We start from the raw sequence: 18,384 nt of genomic DNA, 5'->3' as shown, positions 1-18,384 counted from the left end.
GATCCCGCTTTGTTGCTTGACCCGAGCGCGCCCCTCAAACGGTCAGCGACCTATAATATAGGGACGCGATTTGCCGCGCGCCAAGATGGTTTCGTCGCTGCGCTGCCCTGCGGCATCGGATCGTGGCACCAGCCGCGCTCCCTTCAGCCAGAGCCGCAGCGCTTCCCAGTGGATCGCGGCCATCACCTTGAGGCTGACGAGCGGCAGGCTGAAGAAGGATCGCAGCAGGGCAGAGGAGGTCAGCGCGCAGCGACGGCCGCTGAAAGTCGCTGCGAGCAGTGGGCCATCATTGTCGGTCTCCAGAATGCGCAGCTTGACCGTGTCGGACGGCGGCAGCACTCGGAAATGGTAGCGCATCGCCATAGGCACAAAGGGCGAGACGTAGAACAGCTTGTCCTGTTGCTGTCGCAGACCGGCGGCATTCAGCTCGTCGGCCCTGACAGGGAGGATGTACGGATGAAGCTCGCCAAAGGTGTTGCGCACCTCGTAGATCACCAACGCGAGTTCGCCATTGGCGTCACGGCAAAAATAGACCGAGAGCGGATTGAAGCCGTAGCCGAGCAGGCGAGGATAGCAGAGCAGCTCGACCCGGCCTCCGCGGAGATTGATGCCTTCAGCGGCGGCGCAGCGCTCCACATAGGCGCGCAGCGAGGAGCCATCGCGCGGGCCGTGGTCCTTCTCGTGGAAGCTGTAGAGCGCGGCGCGGTTGACGCCGAACAGCGCCGACTGCCTGTCAGTCTCATCCAGCCGGTCGAGATCGATCAAGAGGCTCATGACGCGGTAGCTGAAGCGATGGCCCATGGGCTTGAGCCGCGCATGCATGACGTCACCGAAATAGAGCGAGGCGGCATCCGATGCTGGACGGGCTGTACTCGTCATTGCGCTACTCTGCAGCCTCCGCCAGCTCGACTGGAGCCGTGCGCCAGGGCGCGGTCGCCCCGAGTGCCTCGGCCACGCTAAGGCCCGAGCGCAGGCCGTCCTCGTGAAAGCCGTAGCCGGTCCACGCGCCACAGAACCAGGTGTGCCGCGGGCCCTGGATCTCGGCCAGCCGCTTCTGTGCGGCAAAGGCAGCTGCATTGTACTGCGGATGCTCGCAGAGATATTGGCCAAACGTGAGTTCGGGCGCGGGTTCGAACGGCGGGTTGAGGCTTACGAACAGCGGCTTGTCGGCGTCGATGCCCTGGAGCCGGTTCATCCAGTAGGTCACCGCGACATCGTTCATCGCCGCTCCCTCGCGCTGCCAGCGCAGGAAATTCCATGACGCCCAGGCGCGGCGCCGCTTTGGCATCAGCCTGGTGTCACGATGCAGATAGACCTTGTTCGGAGAATAGTTGATGGCTCCGAGGATGTCGCGCTCGCGCGGGTCTGCATCCGACAGCATGGCAAGTGCCTGGTCGCTGTGCGCCGCAATCACTACATGGTCGAAGCTCTCGTGCCGGCCATGGCTGTCACCGACCACGACGCCATGCGCCGTGCGCGCGATCGACGTCACGGCGCAGCCGAGCCGGACGCGGTCCCTGAAGGCGGCCTGGAGCCGCCCGACATAGGTCTGGCTGCCGCCCCTGACAGTGCGCCAGACTGGCCGGTCGTAGTGCAGCAGGCGATGATTGTCGAAGAAGGCGACGAAGTTCTCGGCCGGGAAGTCGAGCATTTCGCTGGCGGGAGCGGACCAGATGGCTGCCCCCATCGGGGCGATATAGTCGGTCAGCAAACGCTTGGAGAACTGCCGTTGGCGAAAATAGGCGCCGAGCGTCAGTCCGCTCAGGCTGCCGTTGCGAAGGTCGTCGACGCTTTGACGGCCGAATGTCGGGATCTCCGTCAGCATCCGCAGGTAGGATGGGGAGAGAAGATTGGCAGGCTGAGCAAACAGGCCGGCCACCGTCGCCCACCAGTCATTGCCACCGCCGCGCCATTCAAAACGACCGCCATCGGCGGACACTGCAAAGCTCATGCAGCTTGCGACCGTCTCGACGCCGAGATGGGCGAACATCGCGGTCAGATCGGGATAGTTGAGCTCGTTGTAGACGATGAAGCCGATATCGACGGTGACAGGCGTGCCCAGATAGTCGATGGTGACGGTGTGGCTGTGGCCGCCCGGTCGCAGCTCCCTGTCGTAGACAGTCACAGGGTAGCGCTGGGAAAGCGTCCAGGCCGCCGTGTTGCCGGCAATGCCCGTTCCGATGACCGCGATGCGCATGCGTCAATGCCCCTGCCTTGTGCTGGACAAGCTACGGTGCGTTGCGGCGCGGGTTTCAGTGGAGAGCGATCTTGGCGTTGCGTCTTCGAGGCAACTGTGGCTGCAATATCACATGAAATCTTTGTAAGCTTGATTGTGTTTCCAAACCTTTCCGGATCGAAGAAGCGACTGCAACACAGGCATATCCTTCATTCCAATGGTCCGGTAGCGGACGCGGGCCCGCGGTGGGTTTCGCAGGTGCGGGACTGTCCCGCAGTTCCGCGCCCGGCTAGAATGGATTTTAGGTTCCGCAGAAAGCATCACGCTGTGAACGAGTTACAGAATGGCCTCCGGCCGCCCATCCGCGAATCGGCTCATCCGGCCGCGCGGTGGCGGCATGATCTGCCCGTCAGGGGGCGGATGTGACACAGCGGGTTCCGACCCTCGTCGGGCCGAATTTCCTTGGCCAAGTCCTTGGGTCCGCGTCCGGGACGCTGCGAGCCGTCGCGGTGGTGTGCCTGGCCGCGATCTCGGGCGCCTGCGTGCTGACCCAGGATCTTCCCGATTCCGCGCTCGATGTTCCCATGCAGTACAAATACGCCAGGAAGGCGGACGCGCCGCCGACGCTGGATTGGTGGCGCGGCTTCCGTTCGGCGGAGCTGACGCAGCTGATGGAAGAGGCGCAGACCGTCAATCTCGACATCGCTGCCGCGGTCGCGCGCATCGTCGAGGCGGACGCCCAGGCGCGGCAGGCGGGCGCGGCGCTGTTGCCGAGCCTGTCGGGAACGGGACAAGAGACTTATTCGCGCACCTCCGGCTCGTCTTCTTCGGGGCTCACCAATGGCGGCCGCGAGGTTGTCAACTACCAGGCGTCGCTGAGCGCCAGCTATCAGCTCGATTTCTGGGGCCAGAACCGCGATGCGCTGCAAACGGCCGAGGAGACCGCCAAGGCCAATCGTTTCGACCGCGATACGGTCGCGCTGACGACGCTCGCAGCCGTCGCCAATGCCTATTTCCAGGTGCTGGCCTCGCAAGACCGCCTGCGCACCGCTCAGCGCAATATCGCCAGCGCCCAGCGTATCCTCGATGCCATCCGCGAGCGCCGCAAGGCCGGGACGGGGACCGATCTCGACGTCGCCCAGCAAGAGAGCGTGCTCGCCAACCAGAAGGCGCTGGTGCCGCCATTGCGCCAGACCCTCGACCAGAACGCCAACGCGCTTGCGGTACTGGTGTCGCGGCCGCCGGAGAGCGTGCGCCTTGCCGGCGGTTCGCTGGACCGGATCGCCATTCCGCGTGTCACGCCAGGGCTGCCGTCGGAGCTGCTGACGCAGCGGCCTGATATCCGCCGGCAGGAGGCGCAGCTTGCCTCCGCCACTGCGAATATCGGCAATGCCCGCGCGCAGTTCTTCCCGAGCATCCAGCTCACCGGCAATGGCGGTTATCAGAGCTCGGCACTCTTCTCGCTGTTCCAGCCGCACGCGGCGTTCTTCCAGCTGGTCGGCAGCGCGACGCAGCCGATCTTCGACGGCGGCAAGATCCTCGGCAATTTCGAATTTGCCAAGGCCCGCCAGGACGAACTGCTGCAGACCTACCGCAAAACCATCGTTCAGGCCTTCACCGACGTCGACAACGCACTATTTTCAATCAAGCAGACCACGATCAAGCTGCAATTGCAGCGCGACGTAGTCAACGCCTCGCGGCGCGCCTTCGATCTCGCCGAGCAGCAACTGCGCGCCGGCACGGCCGATATCGTGACCGTGCTCAACACCCAGCTGACGCTGTTCCAGGCCGAAGACACGCTGTCACAGGCACAGCTCGCGCGCCTTCTTGCCATCGTCAGCCTGTACCAGGCGCTCGGCGGCGGCTGGGAGCCGCGAATGGAGAAACCGGTCAATGCTCTTTAAGCCGGACACGAAGGACGGCGCGAAAGCGGGGACGGCGAAAAAGTCGCGCGGCCGCGGCTTCGTCATGATCCTGATCACGCTCGCGATCCTCGGCGGGCTCGGCTATCTCGGCTGGACCGTGTGGCATCAGCAACCGCAGCAGGCAGCTGGCGGTCGCGGCCAGCAGCGGCCCGATCTGCCGGTGCCGGTGCTGGCGGCAACGCCCAGGGTTCAGGACGTGCCAGTCTATCTCGACGGCGTCGGCTCAATCCGCGCGCTGAACACGGTGACGGTGCGCTCGCAGGTCGACGGCAAGCTGATCGCGGTGAAGTTCACCGAAGGCCAGGACGTCAAGAAGGGCGACGTGCTCGGCGAGATCGATCCGGCGCTCTACCAGGCGACCTATGACCAGGCAGTGGCCAAGAAGGCCCAGGACGAGGCCCAGCTCGCCAACCAGCGCATTGACCTGACGCGCTACGAACAGCTCGCGGCCTCCAATGCCGGCTCCAAGCAACAGGCCGACACCCAGCGCGCGGCGGTCGCGCAGACCGAGGCGCTGGTCAAGGCCGATCAGGCTGCAATCGACAATGCGGCGGCAACGCTGAGCTACACCAAGATCGTGGCGCCACTGTCGGGCCGCGCTGGCCTGCGCCAGGTCGACCAGGGCAACATCATCCACGCCTCCGACACCATCGGCCTCGTCGTCATCACGCAATTGCAGCCTATCGCGGTGTGGTTCAGCCTGCCGCAGCAGCAGATCATGCGCGTCAACGCGGCGGCCGCAAAGGGCGCGCTGTCGGTCGACGTGTTCGGCAATGACGGCGTCACCGTGATCGACACCGGCAAGCTCACCGGGATCGACAACCAGGTCGATCAGACCACGGGTACGCTGAGGCTCAAGGCGGAATTCCCCAACGCCAATTACCAGCTCTGGCCCGGCCAGTTCGTCAATGTCCGCCTCAAGGTCGAAACGCTGAACCAGGCGCTGGTGGTGCCGACCTCGGCGGTGCAGCGCGGACCGATCGGCACGTTCAGCTATGTCATCGGCGCGGACAACGTCGTTACGGCCAAGCCCGTGACAGTGACGCAGCAGAACGAGCATGATGCGGTCATTGCGAGCGGCCTGACGGCAAACGACAAGGTCGTCACCACGGGCTTCGCCAATCTGTCCGACGGCTCCAAGGTCGTCATCGGCCGCGACGAGCAGACGCCGTCGGCCGACCTCGCTCCGCGCAAGCGCACGCGCGCGCCGCAAGCCGACGGGAAGGGCGGCCAGGCCAAGGATGGCCAAAAGGATGGCCAGAAGGACGGACAAGGCAAGGACGGCGAGTTCCGCGCCAAGCGGAAGAGCAGCGAGGGCGACCAGAAGGGCCAGACTGGGCCTGCGCCGGGGCCGGGGGCTCAACCATCGGGACCTGGAGCCAAGCAGCCATGATCCCGGCAACAGCCGCCTGAGCGGCAGGCGCATCCCATGGGTGTCTCCGAACCCTTCATCCGCCGTCCGATCGCAACTTCGCTGCTTGGCATTGCGCTGCTGATTGGCGGGCTGCTGGGCTATTTCGCGCTGCCGGTCTCGGCGCTGCCGCAGGTCGACTTCCCGACCGTGCAAGTGACGACGCAGCTGCCGGGCGCGAGCCCCGACGTGATCGCCTCGCTGATCACGGCGCCGCTGGAGCGGCAGCTCGGCCAGATCCCGTCGCTGACGGCGATGAACTCGACGAGCTCTTTCGGCGTCAGCCAGATCTCGCTCCAGTTCGATCTCAACCGCGACATCGACGGCGCGACCCAGGACGTGCAGGCCGCGATCAACGCCGCCGCCGGCGTGCTGCCCAAGACACTGCCTTATCCGCCGACCTACGCCAAGGTGAACCCGGCCGATGCGCCGGTCATGACGCTGGCGCTGCGCTCGGACACCATCTCGCTGCGGGCGATGAGCGACATCGCCGACACGCTGCTGGCGCAGCGCCTGAGCCAGATCTCCGGCGTCGGCCGCGTCTCCGTGCTCGGCGGGCTAAAGCCGGCCGTGCGCATCCAGGCCGATCTGGCGCGGCTTGCCGCCTACGGCATCGCCATGGAGGACTTGCGCGCCGCCATCGCAAACGCCAACGTCTCCGGGCCAAAGGGCTCGCTCGACGGCGCCCAGCAATCCTACATCATCGCGGCCAACGACCAGATCGCCGCCGCCGACGCCTACAGGCCGATCATCATCGCCTATCGCAACGGCTCGCCCGTCACGATCGGCGACGTCGCGCAGATCGTCGACGGGCTCGAGAACGACCGCACCGGCGGCTGGTATCAGGGCACGCCGGCCGTCATCATCGACATCCAGCGCCAGCCCGGCGCCAACGTCATCGATGTCGTCAAGCAGATCCGCGCCGAGATCCCGAAGGTGCAGCGCGCGATTCCGGCCGGCGTCAAACTGACCATCGTCTCCGACCGCACCGTCACCATTCGCGCCTCCGTCCATGACGTGCAGTTCACGCTCGTGCTGGCCGTCGTGCTGGTGACACTGGTCGTGCTGCTGTTCCTGCGCTCGCTGCGCGCAACCGTGATTGCGGGCGTTGCGCTCCCGCTGTCGCTGATCACGAGCTTCGGCATCATGTACTTTGCCGGCTTCAGCCTCGACAATCTGTCGCTGATGGCGCTGACGATCGGCACCGGCTTCGTCGTCGACGACGCCATCGTCATGATCGAGAACATCGTCCGCCATATGGAGAATGGCGACAACGCGATGACCGCCTCGCTGAAGGGGGCCAGTGAAATCGGCTTCACCGTGATCTCGCTGACGGTGTCGCTGATCGCGGTGTTCATTCCGCTACTGTTCATGTCGGGCCTCGTGGGACGCATGTTCCGCGAATTCGCACTGACCTTGACCATCGCGGTCGTGACCTCGGCGGTGGTCTCACTGACGCTGACCCCGATGATGTGCTCGCGTCTGCTCAGGCACGCCCATGAGGAGTTGGCGGTACCGGGTCTCGCCGCCGTCAGCCGCTTCATCGACCGCACCGTCGAATTTTATCACCGCACGCTGCTCGTGGTTTTGCGGCATCAGCGCACCACGCTGGTCGTGACCTTCGTGACTTTGGCCGCAACTCTTGTCCTCTATATCGTCGCGCCAAAGGGCTTTCTGCCGCTGCAGGATACGGCCTCGATCACGGCGGTGACCGAAGCCGGGCCTGACGTGTCGTTCGCCGAGATGCAGAAGCGGCAGGCCGATGCCGCCGACGCCATCAAGGCCGACCCTGACGTCACCGGCGTGGTCTCGGTGATTGGCGCGGGCTCGGTCAATCCGACCACCAATGTCGGACGGCTGGTCATGACCTTGAAGCCGCGCGGCGAGCGACGCGACGATGTCGGCGCGGTCATTGCCCGGTTGAAGGAGAAAGTCTCCGGCATTCCCGGCATGACCGTCTATTTCCAGCCGGTGCAGGACGTGCAGATCTCGACCCAGTCGAGCCGCTCGCAGTACCAATACACGCTGACCGGCACCGACGCGGCGCTGGTGTCGGAATGGGCACGCAAGCTCGTCGACGAGATGCGGCGCGATCCCCTTTTCCGCGACGTCTCCTCCGAAGCCCAGGAAGGCGGCCTGCGCGCGCAGCTGGAGGTCGACCGCACCCGCGCCGGCCAGCTCGGCGTCAGCCTGCAAGCCATCACCGACACGCTCAACGATGCCTTCGCGCAGCGCCAGATCTCGACCATCTATGGCCAGGCCAACCAGTACCGCGTGGTGCTGGAGGCGCTGCCGATGTACCAGCGCGATCCCTCGATCCTGTCAAAGCTGTACTTGCCGGGCGGCGCCAGCGCGACCGCCGGCGCACCCAACGCGCAAGTGCCGCTCGACGCCGTGGCGACCTTGAATCGCACCACAGCGCCGCTGGCGATCTCGCACCAGGCGCAATTCCCGGCGATCTCGCTCAGCTTCAACCTCGCGCCGGGCGCGGCGCTCGGCGACGCGGTCGAGGCGGTGAAGGCGATCGAGACCCGGATCGAGATGCCCAACAGCATCGTCGGCGTCTATGCCGGCGACGCGGCCGAATTCGCCAAGGCGCTGGCCGGCCAGCCCTGGCTGCTGCTCGCCGCCGTGATCACGATCTACATCGTGCTGGGCGTGCTCTATGAAAGCTACATCCACCCGATCACGATCCTCTCGACGCTGCCGTCGGCCGGCGTCGGCGCCATCCTGGCGTTGATGCTGTTCGGACAGGACCTCTCGGTGATCGGCCTGATCGGCATCATCCTGCTGATGGGCATCGTCAAGAAGAACGCGATCATGATGATCGACTTTGCACTTGAAGCCGAGCGCGGGCAGGGCATGCCGGCCGACGAAGCCATCGTGCAGGCCTGTCTGCTTCGCTTCCGTCCGATCATGATGACGACGCTGGCGGCGCTGTTCGGCGCGCTGCCGCTGGCGATCGAGAGCGGCACCGGCGCCGAGCTGCGCTTCCCGCTCGGCATCTCCATCATCGGCGGCCTGCTGCTAAGCCAGCTGCTGACGCTCTATACCACGCCCGTGATCTATCTCGCGCTCGACCGCATCAACCGCCGCCTCGAGCAGGCGCTGCCGCCGCCCGAGCCCGAGCCGCCGACGGCCGGGGCGACCGAGGGGATGCAGTGATGGCATCGATCTCGGAGCCCTTCATCCGCCGTCCCGTCGCGACCACGCTGCTGTCGATCGGGCTGTTCCTGCTGGGGGCCGTCGCCTACGAGTTCCTCCCCGTTGCCTCGGTCCCGAACGTCGACTTCCCTGCCATCTTCGTCTCAGCAAGCCGCCCCGGCGCCGACCCTTCCGTGATGGCCGCGACCGTCGCCGCGCCACTCGAACGGCGGCTCGGCGAAATCGCGGGCATCAACCAGATCACGTCGACGAGCTCGCTCGGCACCGCGAACATCCAGCTCCAGTTCGATATCGGCCGCAACATCGACAAGGCGGCGCGCGATGTGCAGGCCGCGATCAACGCGGCCCTCGTCGACCTTCCCAGCGACCTGCCGGCGCTGCCGCGCTTTCGCAAAGCCAACACGGCCGGCGCGCCGGTCTTCGTGCTGGCGCTGACCTCCAAGACGCTGTCGGCCAGTGCGATCTACGACGTCGCCGATACTGTGCTGGCGCAACGCATCTCGCAGGTCCCAGGCGTCGGTGACGTGACGGTATCAGGCGCCGACCAGCCGGCGGTGCGGGTCCAGCTCAACCCGGTGGCGCTGTCGAATGCAGGGATCGCGACCGACGACGTCAGAACCGCCATCATCAACGCCAACCCGCTCGGCCCCGTTGGCATCTTCAACGGCGAGCGCCAGAGCGAGACGCTGTCGCTGAACAGGCAGATGCGCACGGCCAAGGAATTCGGCGACATCGTCATCAAGAGCTCCGGTGGCAATTTCGTCCGACTGTCCGACGTCGCCGATATCGAGGACGCCGTCCGCAACGCCCGCTCGATCGCCTGGTTCAACAAGCAGCCGGCGGTGCTGATCCAGATCACCAAACAGGGTGACGCCAACGTCATCGACACGGTCGACCGGGTCAAGGCGCTCATCCCAGCGCTGAAGCAATGGATTCCGGCCGGTGTGGACGTCTCGACGCTGGTCGATCGGACCACCACGATCCGCGCCAGCGTGATGGATATGCAATGGACGCTGCTCGCGACCGCAGTCCTGGTCATGGTCGTGGTGTTCGTGTTCCTGCGCCGGCTGACGCCGACGATCGCCGCCGGCATCTCGGTGCCGCTGGCGCTGGCCGGCACCTGCGCCGGCATGTGGGTCGCCGGCTTCTCGATCGACAATCTGTCGCTGATGGCGCTCGCGATCTCGGTCGGCTTCGTGGTCGACGACGCCATCGTCATGATCGAGAACATGTTCCGCAATCTCGAGCATGGCATGCGACCGATGCGGGCGGCGCTGGAGGGCGCCAAGCAGATCGGCTTCACCGTGGTCTCGATCAGCCTGTCGCTGATCGCGGCATTCACGCCGCTGATCTTCATGGACGGCATCGTCGGTCGCCTGCTGCGCGAATTCTCGTTGACGCTGACCTTCGCGATCGTAGTGTCGACCCTGGTGTCGCTGACGGTTACGCCGATGATCTGCGCCCATTATGTGAAGGAGATCACGTCCGGATCCGCCACGCTGTTCGACCGCCTGATCGAGGGCTCGCTGTCGCGCGTCGTTGCGTTCTACGCCCGCACCCTGCGCGCCGTGCTCGAATTCCCGCTGCTGACGCTACTGGTGTTCTTCGCCACCATCGGACTGACGGTGCTGCTCTACGTCAAGGTGCCCAAGGGCTATTTCCCGACTGATGATTCCGGCTTCGTCATCGGCGCAACACGGGCCTCGGCCGACATCTCGTTCCAGTCGATGCTGACGCTGCAGCAACGCCTCGCCGACATTGTGATGCAGGATCCGGCTGTCGCCGGCATCGGTTCGACCGTCGGCGGTGGAGCCGGGCCAGGAGGCGCGACCTCGAACCGCGGCGTCATGTACATCAGCCTGAAGCCGCCGGAGGAGCGCGACCACGTCTCGACCCAGGTCGTGATCGACCGTCTCAGGAAGGCGCTGTTTCCCGTGCCCGGGATCCGTCTCTTCATGTTTGCGGCGCAGGATGTCCGCGCCGGTGGCCGGCAGAGCGATTCCAATTACCAATATACGCTATCGAGCACCGACCTCGACCTGCTGCAGAAATGGGCGCCTATCGTAGCCAAGCGCATGGAGACGGTGGAGGGCATCACCGACATCTCGAGTGACCGTGATCCCGGCGGACTTCAGCTCACGCTGAACATCGACCGCCAGAAGGCAGCAGCGCTCGGCGTCAAGGTCCAGGACATCGACAACGCCCTGAACAACGCCTTCTCGCAGCGCCAGATCTCGATCATCTATACCCAGCGCAACCAGTACATGACCGTGCTGGAGATCGATCCGAAATTCCAGGTCGATCCGTCCAACCTCGAGCGCATCTATGTCGCCGGCGCGGGAGGCGTGCAGGTGCCGCTCTCGGCCGTGGTCCACGCGACACGCGGGCTTGCCGCGCTCGCGGTCTATCATTCGCAGTCGGTGCCCTCGACCACAGTGTCGTTCAACACGTTGCCCGATGTGGAGCTCCAGGCCGCCACGCAAAACATCCAGCGCGCGGTCGATGAATTGCACATGCCCGAAGGCATCCGTGGCAGCTTTGACGGCAATGCCGGCGATTTCGCCAGGACCAGCGGCCGGCAACCGCTCTTGATCCTCGGCGCGCTGGTGGCGATGTACATCGTGTTAGGAGTGCTCTACGAGAGTCTCGCCCATCCGCTCACGATCATCTCGACGCTGCCGTCGGCCGGTCTGGGCGCTCTGCTCGCGCTTCAGATCACCAACACGCCGCTGACGGTGATCGCCTTCGTCGGCATCATCCTCCTGATCGGCATCGTCAAGAAGAACGGCATCATGATGGTCGACTTCGCGCTCGATGCCGAGCGTCAGCGCGGGCTGTCGTCGGCTGAGGCTATCTTCGAGGCCTGCCAGGCGCGCTTCCGCCCGATCCTGATGACGACCATGGCCGCGCTGTTTGCCGGCATTCCGCTTGTCGTGGCGACCGGGCCGGGCACGGAGCTGCGCCGCCCGCTCGGCATTACCATCATCGGCGGCCTATTCGTCTCGCAGGTCCTGACCCTCTACACCACGCCCGTGATTTACTTGTTGATCGATCGGCTGCGCCGGCGGTCCGAGCCGCGCGCGCTGGCAGCGCCGGCAGAATAGGCGGGTTGTTGAACGGCCGTACCAAGCGTATAGCGGCGGTCATGTCGAAACCAGCTGAGACCACGGCCACCACGCCGGAGCCGATTCCCGAATGTCCGCACTGCCAGAAGCCGATGCCGCTGTGCATCTGCGACAGCGTCACGCCGATCGAGAACAAGCTGTCGCTCCTGATCCTGCAGCATCCGCAGGAGCAGGACAGGGCGCTCGGTACCGCGCGGCTGCTCGCCAAGCACTTTGACGACGCGACCTTGCGGGTCGGCCTGTCCTGGCCGAGCCTGTCCAAGGCGCTTGGCCGACCGGTCGAGAACGCCTCGCACTGGGCTGTGCTCTATCTCGGCTCGGCGCGCGCCGCCGACCTCGATGCGGAGGGCGAGATCGTTGCGCTCAACCGCAAGGGCGAGATCGCGGACAACCAGCGCGCCATTTTCAACAAGCTCGAAGGCGTGGTGCTGCTCGACGGCACCTGGAGCCAGGCGAAGGCGCTGTGGTGGCGCAATCCCTGGATGCTGAAATGCCAACGCGTGATCCTCAATCCGAAGCACCCCTCGCGCTATGGCCGCCTGCGTCGCGAGCCGCGCAAGGACGGGCTGTCGACCATCGAGGCAGCGGCAACGCTGCTGGCGGGGCTCGAGCGACGCCCCGACATCGCCGAGACGCTGAACGCCAGTTTTGAACGGCTGTTGACACGCTTCCGCGAGGTCCAGGCCGAAATGCCGGAACTGGCTCCGAAGCCGCCTGTGAAGGACCGTCGGCGCGGTATCCGCCGCGGCAAACGGTCCTGACTTAAGCCTACTTCATCCCTCCGGTTGATTGCCCCGCAAGGAGCAGGCAGATACAGACCACCGGCCGACAGGCCCGTGGCCTGCGATGCCGTCGCAGCGTCGCAAGTCCGCAAAGCAGAGGGAGAGTCGAATTCAGAGCGCAGCGAAGGAGATTCTGGCCCAGGCCGCGCAGTTCGATCGTTGGGGCACGCTCGCCCTGATGGACATCTCGTTGCGCTACCGGCGCACCGTGATCGGACCGCTCTGGATCACGCTGACGCTGGCGGCGACCATCGCAAGCGTCGGCACGGTCTATGCCGCTCTATTCAAGCAGGAGATCGCTATCTTCCTGCCGCCTTTCGCTGTGGGCCTGATCGTCTGGACGCTGATCGCGACCACGCTCCAGGAAGGCGCCAACATTTTCGTGGCCTCCGGCCATCTGATCAAGGCCGTGCCGGCGCCGCTGATCGTGCACGTGCTGCAGATGATCGCGCGCAACGTCCTCATCTTCACCCATCATCTCCTGATCGTCGTCATGCTCCATGTCGTGATGCCCTGGCCACTGCGCTGGACCATGCTGCTTGCGCTGCCCGGCTTTGCGCTTCTGCTGATGGTTCTGCTCGGCGGCGCAGTCGTGCTCGGTGTGCTCTGCGCGCGATTTCGCGATATCGGGTCTGCGGTCGTGAGTGGGCTGCAATTCATCTTCTTCCTCACCCCCGTGATCTGGACCGAGGACAGCGTGCGCGGCACCGCGCTCGCCTGGCTGACATGGGTCAATCCGTTTACGACGCTGCTCGATCTCGTGCGCAAGCCGTTGTTGTCGCAGCCAACGGACGCGGCGCATTGGCTGCTTGGCATCGCTTACGCGCTCGCTGCGGCCGCCATCGGGCTCGGCTGCTACGCAAGATACCGCCACCGCGTGGCGTATTGGCTGTGAGGCGCGAGATGAGCCCCCAAGCCCACATCATTCTGCGCAACGTCTCGGTGACGTTTCCCGTGCTGTCGTTCCGCGACCGCTCGCTGCGCAGCCGCTTCGTGCGCGCCATGACCTTGCGCCGCAAGGCGCCGCGCCCGCACATCGTCACTGCGCTCAATGGCATCGATCTCGACGTCCGCGCCGGCGACCGCGTCGCGATCGTCGGGGCCAACGGCGCCGGCAAAACCACACTGCTGCGGGTGCTGGCCGGCATCTACCATCCGACCGCAGGCAACATCGATGTGCTCGGCCGCTGCCTGTCGCTGTTCGACCTGTCGGCCGGCTTCGACGAGGAGGCGACCGGTTACGAGAACATCATGCGCCGCGGCCTTGTGATCGGTGCGCGACGCACCGAGATCGACGCTCGCCGCGTCGAGATAGCCGAATTCACCGAGCTCGGCGACCGGCTGGATTTGCCGCTGCGCACGTATTCCAGTGGCATGATGCTGCGCCTGATCTTCGCGGTCGCCACCGCCGTCGAGGGCGAGATCGTGCTGCTCGATGAATGGATCGGCGTCGGCGATCAGCAGTTCCGGAAGAAGGCCAGGCTGCGGCTCGATGAGATCGTGGCCCGCGCCGGCATCCTGGTGCTGGCCTCGCACGATCTCGATCTGATCAAGAGCACCTGCAACCGCGCCATCCTGCTGGAGGAGGGGCGGATCACCTTATCAGGCACGATCGAGGAGGTTCTTGCCCGATATCTCGGGGCTGCGAAGGTGTAACTACCCCGCCGGGGTTGCCTAAGCCGTTGATCCCCTATATTGCTCCGCCTCTACGGGGCCACGTGGCGGAGTGGTTACGCAACGGTCTGCAAAACCGTGTACACCAGTTCAATTCTGGTCGTGGCCTCCATCACCAAGCTTCTGATATTTCAACCTAAATCATGATTTCGCCCCGATCCGCCGATGGCGCGGATGGCGACTGCATGGCCCGCGCCACCGGGTTTGCCCGGGGCTTGTTGGAAACCCTCGATTCAGGCCCGATGGCATAAACTTCGCATCTGCGAAGGCATGCAGTCCTATCAATCGAGCGCTGGAGCACACGTGGGCGAAATCGTCCGGTTTATCCCGAAATCCGAGCTGGAGCGGGCTCGCCTCATTGCCGAGGCGCGCGCGATCTATGACAGCATTTTCCCGCCGGCTGCACCGGACAGGGTACAGCAGGACGACAAGGACAGCGTCAAGAATTGATCGCAGGCCCGTGGCCCGCCGTCAGTTTTGCCTCAGCAGGCGGCGTACCAGCCGTCCGGAAAGGGCAGCAGGGGCCAGGCGCCCTCGTTGTCATTCGCGGCCTTGAGCGCTTGCTTAAGCGCTTTCTTGGGCGCAGCGTCGAAGCTCCACGAGCGGGGCACGAAGTCTTCCTCCGGCGCGGCTGCGAAATTGTCGTGAATCATGGCGTCCCGGACAGCATCCAGCATCAGATTGAATTCGGCTTCGCTCATCACACCCTCCGGAACGCGGATAGCGCAGTGTCGCAAAGCCGGTTTGCTTCCCGATTGACCCGGTCGTTCGCATTTTAACGATCGGGCGATCGGGATCGGTTTGGTTAGCGATTTCTGAAAGGTCCCCAAAAATCCCCAAGAAAACTCCAAGAAAACCCCGGGAACCCTAGGAGGTTCCAAGCGGCGGCAAGTGTGAAAGAGATCACATCCCCCGCGATTTAATCCTCCTACCTCTTTGCTCACACCGGCCGATGGCGGCCGGGCAGGAAGGGCGGACAGGAGACTGGTCATGAAGGCGAGGTTCTTGCGGTTTGCGGGTGTGAGAAGCCGGGCGCGTCGCGCCTCCACACTCGGCCTGTTCCTGACGTTGTTTGCATCCGCCGCCAATGCGCAGCAGGGCACAGCGGAGCAGCGCCGGGCCTGTACACCCGACGTTTACAGGCTCTGTGCCGGCGAAATCCCCAACGTTCGAGCCATCACGGCCTGCCTGCGCCGTAACCGCTCAAGCCTGAGCGAGGCCTGCCGCGCGGTGTTCGACCAGGCCGGCGGCTGATGCGCTCCCTGTGGATTTGTGCGCAGCAAGTGCTTTGCGTCTCCAGCGTAAATCCTTCGGGCGACGGCTGTGGATATGCTGCGGACAAGCTGTTGAATGGCTGTTTATCCGACGCAGATGCGGATCAGATCCGAATGATATCCGACAGAGTCATGATCTAGATGCGTTTTGCACCCAATCATCTGATCTGACGGGTTCTCGCAGTCCGAAGGACGGGATCCCACCTCGGTTGAGCAGCTAGCGCTTGCCGAACCATTCCTCGTACATCCGCTGGTACGTGTCGTTCTCGCGCAGCCCCAGAAGGGCCTCGTTGACCTGCTTGCGTAGTGGACTGCCGGTCGGAAAGACGATGCCGTAGTCTTCCCTGTGAAACACGTCACCAACGGTCCGGGCCAATCTGCTGCCGTCGTGGGTCGTGTAGTAGAGCAGAGCGGGTGAATCGAACACGACGGCGTCGACCTGCTGATCCAGCAGCGCCTTGTAGAGGTCATCGACCTTCTCGAACTCGCGAACCTGAGCCTTGAGCTCATTCAGATAGCCCGTTGCAGTGCTGCCCCTTGTGGTGCCGACGGTCTTGCCGACGAGGTCCTGCTGGCCGTTGATCGGCCCCTTGATCTGTTGCACCGTCAATGAAGCGGTCAATTGCGCCGTATAGAACGCGACAAACACCACCCCCGTGAACATCCACAGCACGGCGACGATCCGGGCTATCCAGTGTCGCGGCATCTGATCGGCCTGAGTGGCCAGCGTGCCCGCCGCCCAGAACATCGCGTGGAAGATCCCCGGAAAATACTTCTTGGTCGGAATAATCCCGCTGTGATGCGTTCGCTCGACCAGGAACATCAGGTGCGCCGGCACCAGGATCAGGAGCAGCGCAATGCCGAGCCAGACCAGCAACGTGCGTGAGAAGAACAATCGCATCAGCTCGCGCAATGGATTGGCTTCGACAATGACGGCCGTGCCGCGCACCAGGATCTGCAAGCCTGAGTTCATGATCGGCTGAGAGAAGTCGAACCTGTCCTCCCGCTCTGACGTGATCGAGATGGCCGCGATGGCGAGATCGGCTCGTCCGCTTCCGACCGCGTCAAGCAATTCGCTCACATCGGGCAACACGACATATTCGGTCTCGCGGTTCAGTCGTTTGCCGATGCTGTTCCAGAGCTCGATACTGAAGCCACTCAGCACGCCGTTCTTTTCGACGACCATCGGCGGCACGATGCGGGTCGCCACCCGCAGCTTGGCCGTCTCGGCCTGAGCCGCCGACCAGGTCACGCAGACGAGCAGTGCCAACGCCAGTGCGCGGGCGATCTCGGCTCCGACCGACCGAGACAGGCGGTCGGTTCGGGTGCAAGAGCTGGTGGCTGGCTGCGGACGAGTCATCGATGGTTTCCAGTCGCGCAAGTGTGCCTGTGTATTGAGATGCAGACAAATAAAGCACCGCGGTTGCCTCTTCCTCGCAAGACCCCGCGCAACGACGGGTGCTGAGAGAACATTGCGTCACACTTCGGGCAGGTGCTCCAGGTCGCAAACGGCTTTCCATAAAATTGCAACCCGCACGTGCAAGAAGTCTTGATCGTCGGTGATTTAGGAGTGATGGCACACCTTGAACGCGGCCGCAGGCGACAGCGACTAATCCAAAGAGTGCATCAGGATCAGTGGAACGTGATCGAGCTACCCCCTTGTAAAGCACCAAAATGGTGCTTTAGTGCTTTTCATGAGCCCGTCGCCCCGAAACGCGCCATCGGCGCTTCGATACAGGCTTGCCCCTGACCCGGCCGCCAAGGCCGCGATGGAGGCGACGTTCAGGGCCTATGACCGCATGATGGAGATCCTGGATGAGGTCGCCCGGACCCACAATGTGGGCTCCAACGTCGTGCTGCTGCATGCCCATGCCTATGAGCCAATCCGGAAAGAGACCGCGCTGCCGTCACGGCTGGTGACGCTGGGCCTGCGCGACCGCACCGAGTATCGCGCCGCGCAAGGTCGCCGCCTGCCGCTCGACGACAAGCTCGCCAAGATCAAGGGGCCGGCCACCATTTCGATTTCAACCGTTCAAGGGCGCTTCAGCGTGCCCTTCGACTATGTCGGCTACGCGGATGGCTGGGGGCAGAGCGTGCCCGCGCATCTCATCCGCACCGACGACGGTTTCGAGGTTCACTACGGCGTCACGCCGAACAGTCTGCCAGAGGAGGAGAACGCTATGGATACCATCGCAGCCGCTCCCGAGAATTTCCTGTCGCGGGTCGGACGTCTGATCGCCGGCATCGCCTATGACGCGATCGAGCAGGCGGAAGGCAAGAACAAGCTTGGCGTGGTGGGACAGGCCATCCGCGAGATTGAGCGCGCCGAAGGCGAGGCGCGCGATGCGCTCGCGTCTGCGCGGGCCGAGGAATACCGCCTCAACGCCCGGCGAACCGAGATCGAGCGCGAGATAACCGATCTGACTGCGAAGATCGAGGGGGTGATCGCGGACGGGCGCGATGATCTCGCCCGCGCCGGCATCGCGCGGCAGATGGATCTGGAGGCACAGTTCGAGGTGCTCTCCCGCGCCATCGACGAGAACAACGAGAAGATCGAGCAATGCGTGACGTCGCTGCGCGCGGTGCTCTCGGCGCTCCAGGATGCCGAGCAGCGCCGCGCCGATCTCGCAAAGAGCGAGGCGGCTGCGAGCCATCAGGCCGCGACGTCGCCCCGCAAACAGGGCGGCACCTCGGCGGCGGCAAAGGCTCTGCGCGCGGGCAGGGCGGTGGCGCGCGCCACCGGCGTGCCGGCTGCCATCCCGTATTCAAGCGACATTGACGAGCTCAGCACGTTGCATCGCGACAAGGAGATTGCAGCGAGGCTGGCGCGGTTGAAGTCGCGCTCCTGAAGA

14 protein-coding genes and 1 tRNA gene are annotated in these 18,384 nt (G+C 64.5%); 11 read left to right on the top strand and 4 right to left on the bottom strand.

Going from position 1 to position 18,384, the window contains the following annotated elements; genetic code table 11:
- Window positions 1–42: 42 nt before the first annotated feature.
- Together L6639_RS15205 and L6639_RS15200 are read right to left on the bottom strand one after the other, a co-directional pair.
- A complete protein-coding gene (locus L6639_RS15205; protein ID WP_237862483.1) occupies window positions 43–879 on the bottom strand; it encodes a DUF1365 domain-containing protein in 837 nt (278 codons plus the stop codon).
- A 4-nt stretch (window positions 880–883) separates the two neighbouring features.
- On the bottom strand, window positions 884–2,197 hold the full coding sequence (locus L6639_RS15200; RefSeq protein WP_237862482.1) for an NAD(P)/FAD-dependent oxidoreductase: 1,314 nt from the start codon (window positions 2,195–2,197) through the stop codon (window positions 884–886).
- A 401-nt stretch (window positions 2,198–2,598) separates the two neighbouring features.
- Here L6639_RS15200 and L6639_RS15195 point away from each other — a divergent pair, with 401 nt between their 5' ends.
- From L6639_RS15195 to L6639_RS15155, 9 genes are all read left to right on the top strand, one after another.
- A complete protein-coding gene (locus tag L6639_RS15195) occupies window positions 2,599–4,080 on the top strand; it encodes an efflux transporter outer membrane subunit (RefSeq protein WP_377818691.1) in 1,482 nt (493 codons plus the stop codon).
- Window positions 4,070–5,494: an efflux RND transporter periplasmic adaptor subunit gene (locus tag L6639_RS15190; RefSeq protein ID WP_237862481.1), complete on the top strand. Its 1,425-nt coding sequence runs from the start codon at window positions 4,070–4,072 to the stop codon at window positions 5,492–5,494. Before L6639_RS15195 ends, L6639_RS15190 begins: the two co-directional genes overlap by 11 nt.
- Window positions 5,495–5,530: 36 nt before the next feature.
- A complete protein-coding gene (locus L6639_RS15185) occupies window positions 5,531–8,677 on the top strand; it encodes an efflux RND transporter permease subunit (protein WP_237862480.1) in 3,147 nt (1,048 codons plus the stop codon).
- Window positions 8,677–11,781 (top strand): efflux RND transporter permease subunit, encoded by a 3,105-nt coding sequence (locus L6639_RS15180; protein WP_237862479.1) that lies wholly within the window; start codon window positions 8,677–8,679, stop codon window positions 11,779–11,781. Before L6639_RS15185 ends, L6639_RS15180 begins: the two co-directional genes overlap by 1 nt.
- Window positions 11,782–11,822: 41 nt before the next feature.
- Window positions 11,823–12,563 (top strand): tRNA-uridine aminocarboxypropyltransferase, encoded by a 741-nt coding sequence (locus tag L6639_RS15175; RefSeq protein ID WP_237862478.1) that lies wholly within the window; start codon window positions 11,823–11,825, stop codon window positions 12,561–12,563.
- Window positions 12,564–12,648: 85 nt separating this feature from the next.
- A complete protein-coding gene (locus L6639_RS15170) occupies window positions 12,649–13,479 on the top strand; it encodes an ABC transporter permease (RefSeq protein ID WP_237862477.1) in 831 nt (276 codons plus the stop codon).
- 8 nt (window positions 13,480–13,487) lie between these two features.
- Window positions 13,488–14,240, top strand: coding sequence for an ABC transporter ATP-binding protein (locus tag L6639_RS15165; RefSeq protein WP_237862476.1), 753 nt, complete (start codon window positions 13,488–13,490; stop codon window positions 14,238–14,240).
- Between the two features lie 56 nt (window positions 14,241–14,296).
- Window positions 14,297–14,370, top strand: a tRNA-Cys gene (locus tag L6639_RS15160).
- Between the two features lie 191 nt (window positions 14,371–14,561).
- A complete protein-coding gene (locus L6639_RS15155) occupies window positions 14,562–14,708 on the top strand; it encodes a hypothetical protein (protein WP_237862475.1) in 147 nt (48 codons plus the stop codon).
- A 32-nt stretch (window positions 14,709–14,740) separates the two neighbouring features.
- Here the strand turns inward: L6639_RS15155 and L6639_RS15150 are convergent, their stop codons facing one another.
- Window positions 14,741–14,959 carry a hypothetical protein gene (locus tag L6639_RS15150; RefSeq protein WP_237862474.1) on the bottom strand — a complete coding sequence of 73 codons (219 nt, stop codon included), beginning with the start codon at window positions 14,957–14,959 and terminating at the stop codon, window positions 14,741–14,743.
- Window positions 14,960–15,248: 289 nt separating this feature from the next.
- On the opposite strand from L6639_RS15150, the gene L6639_RS15145 reads away from it, so the two are divergent.
- A complete protein-coding gene (locus L6639_RS15145; RefSeq protein WP_237862473.1) occupies window positions 15,249–15,512 on the top strand; it encodes a hypothetical protein in 264 nt (87 codons plus the stop codon).
- A gap of 237 nt (window positions 15,513–15,749) precedes the next feature.
- On the opposite strand, the gene L6639_RS15140 is transcribed toward L6639_RS15145, so the two are convergent.
- Window positions 15,750–16,892: a transporter substrate-binding domain-containing protein gene (locus L6639_RS15140; RefSeq protein ID WP_237862472.1), complete on the bottom strand. Its 1,143-nt coding sequence runs from the start codon at window positions 16,890–16,892 to the stop codon at window positions 15,750–15,752.
- 325 nt (window positions 16,893–17,217) lie between these two features.
- Here L6639_RS15140 and L6639_RS15135 point away from each other — a divergent pair, with 325 nt between their 5' ends.
- Window positions 17,218–18,381 (top strand): PspA/IM30 family protein, encoded by a 1,164-nt coding sequence (locus L6639_RS15135; protein WP_237862471.1) that lies wholly within the window; start codon window positions 17,218–17,220, stop codon window positions 18,379–18,381.
- Window positions 18,382–18,384 lie beyond the last annotated feature (3 nt).

The sequence above is a fragment of the Bradyrhizobium zhengyangense genome, from assembly GCF_022012555.1.
GTDB classification, from domain to species: Bacteria; Pseudomonadota; Alphaproteobacteria; order Rhizobiales; family Xanthobacteraceae; genus Bradyrhizobium; species Bradyrhizobium zhengyangense.
The sequence above is the reverse complement of the archived record's forward strand: the minus strand, read 5'-3'. Positions and strand labels throughout refer to the sequence as shown.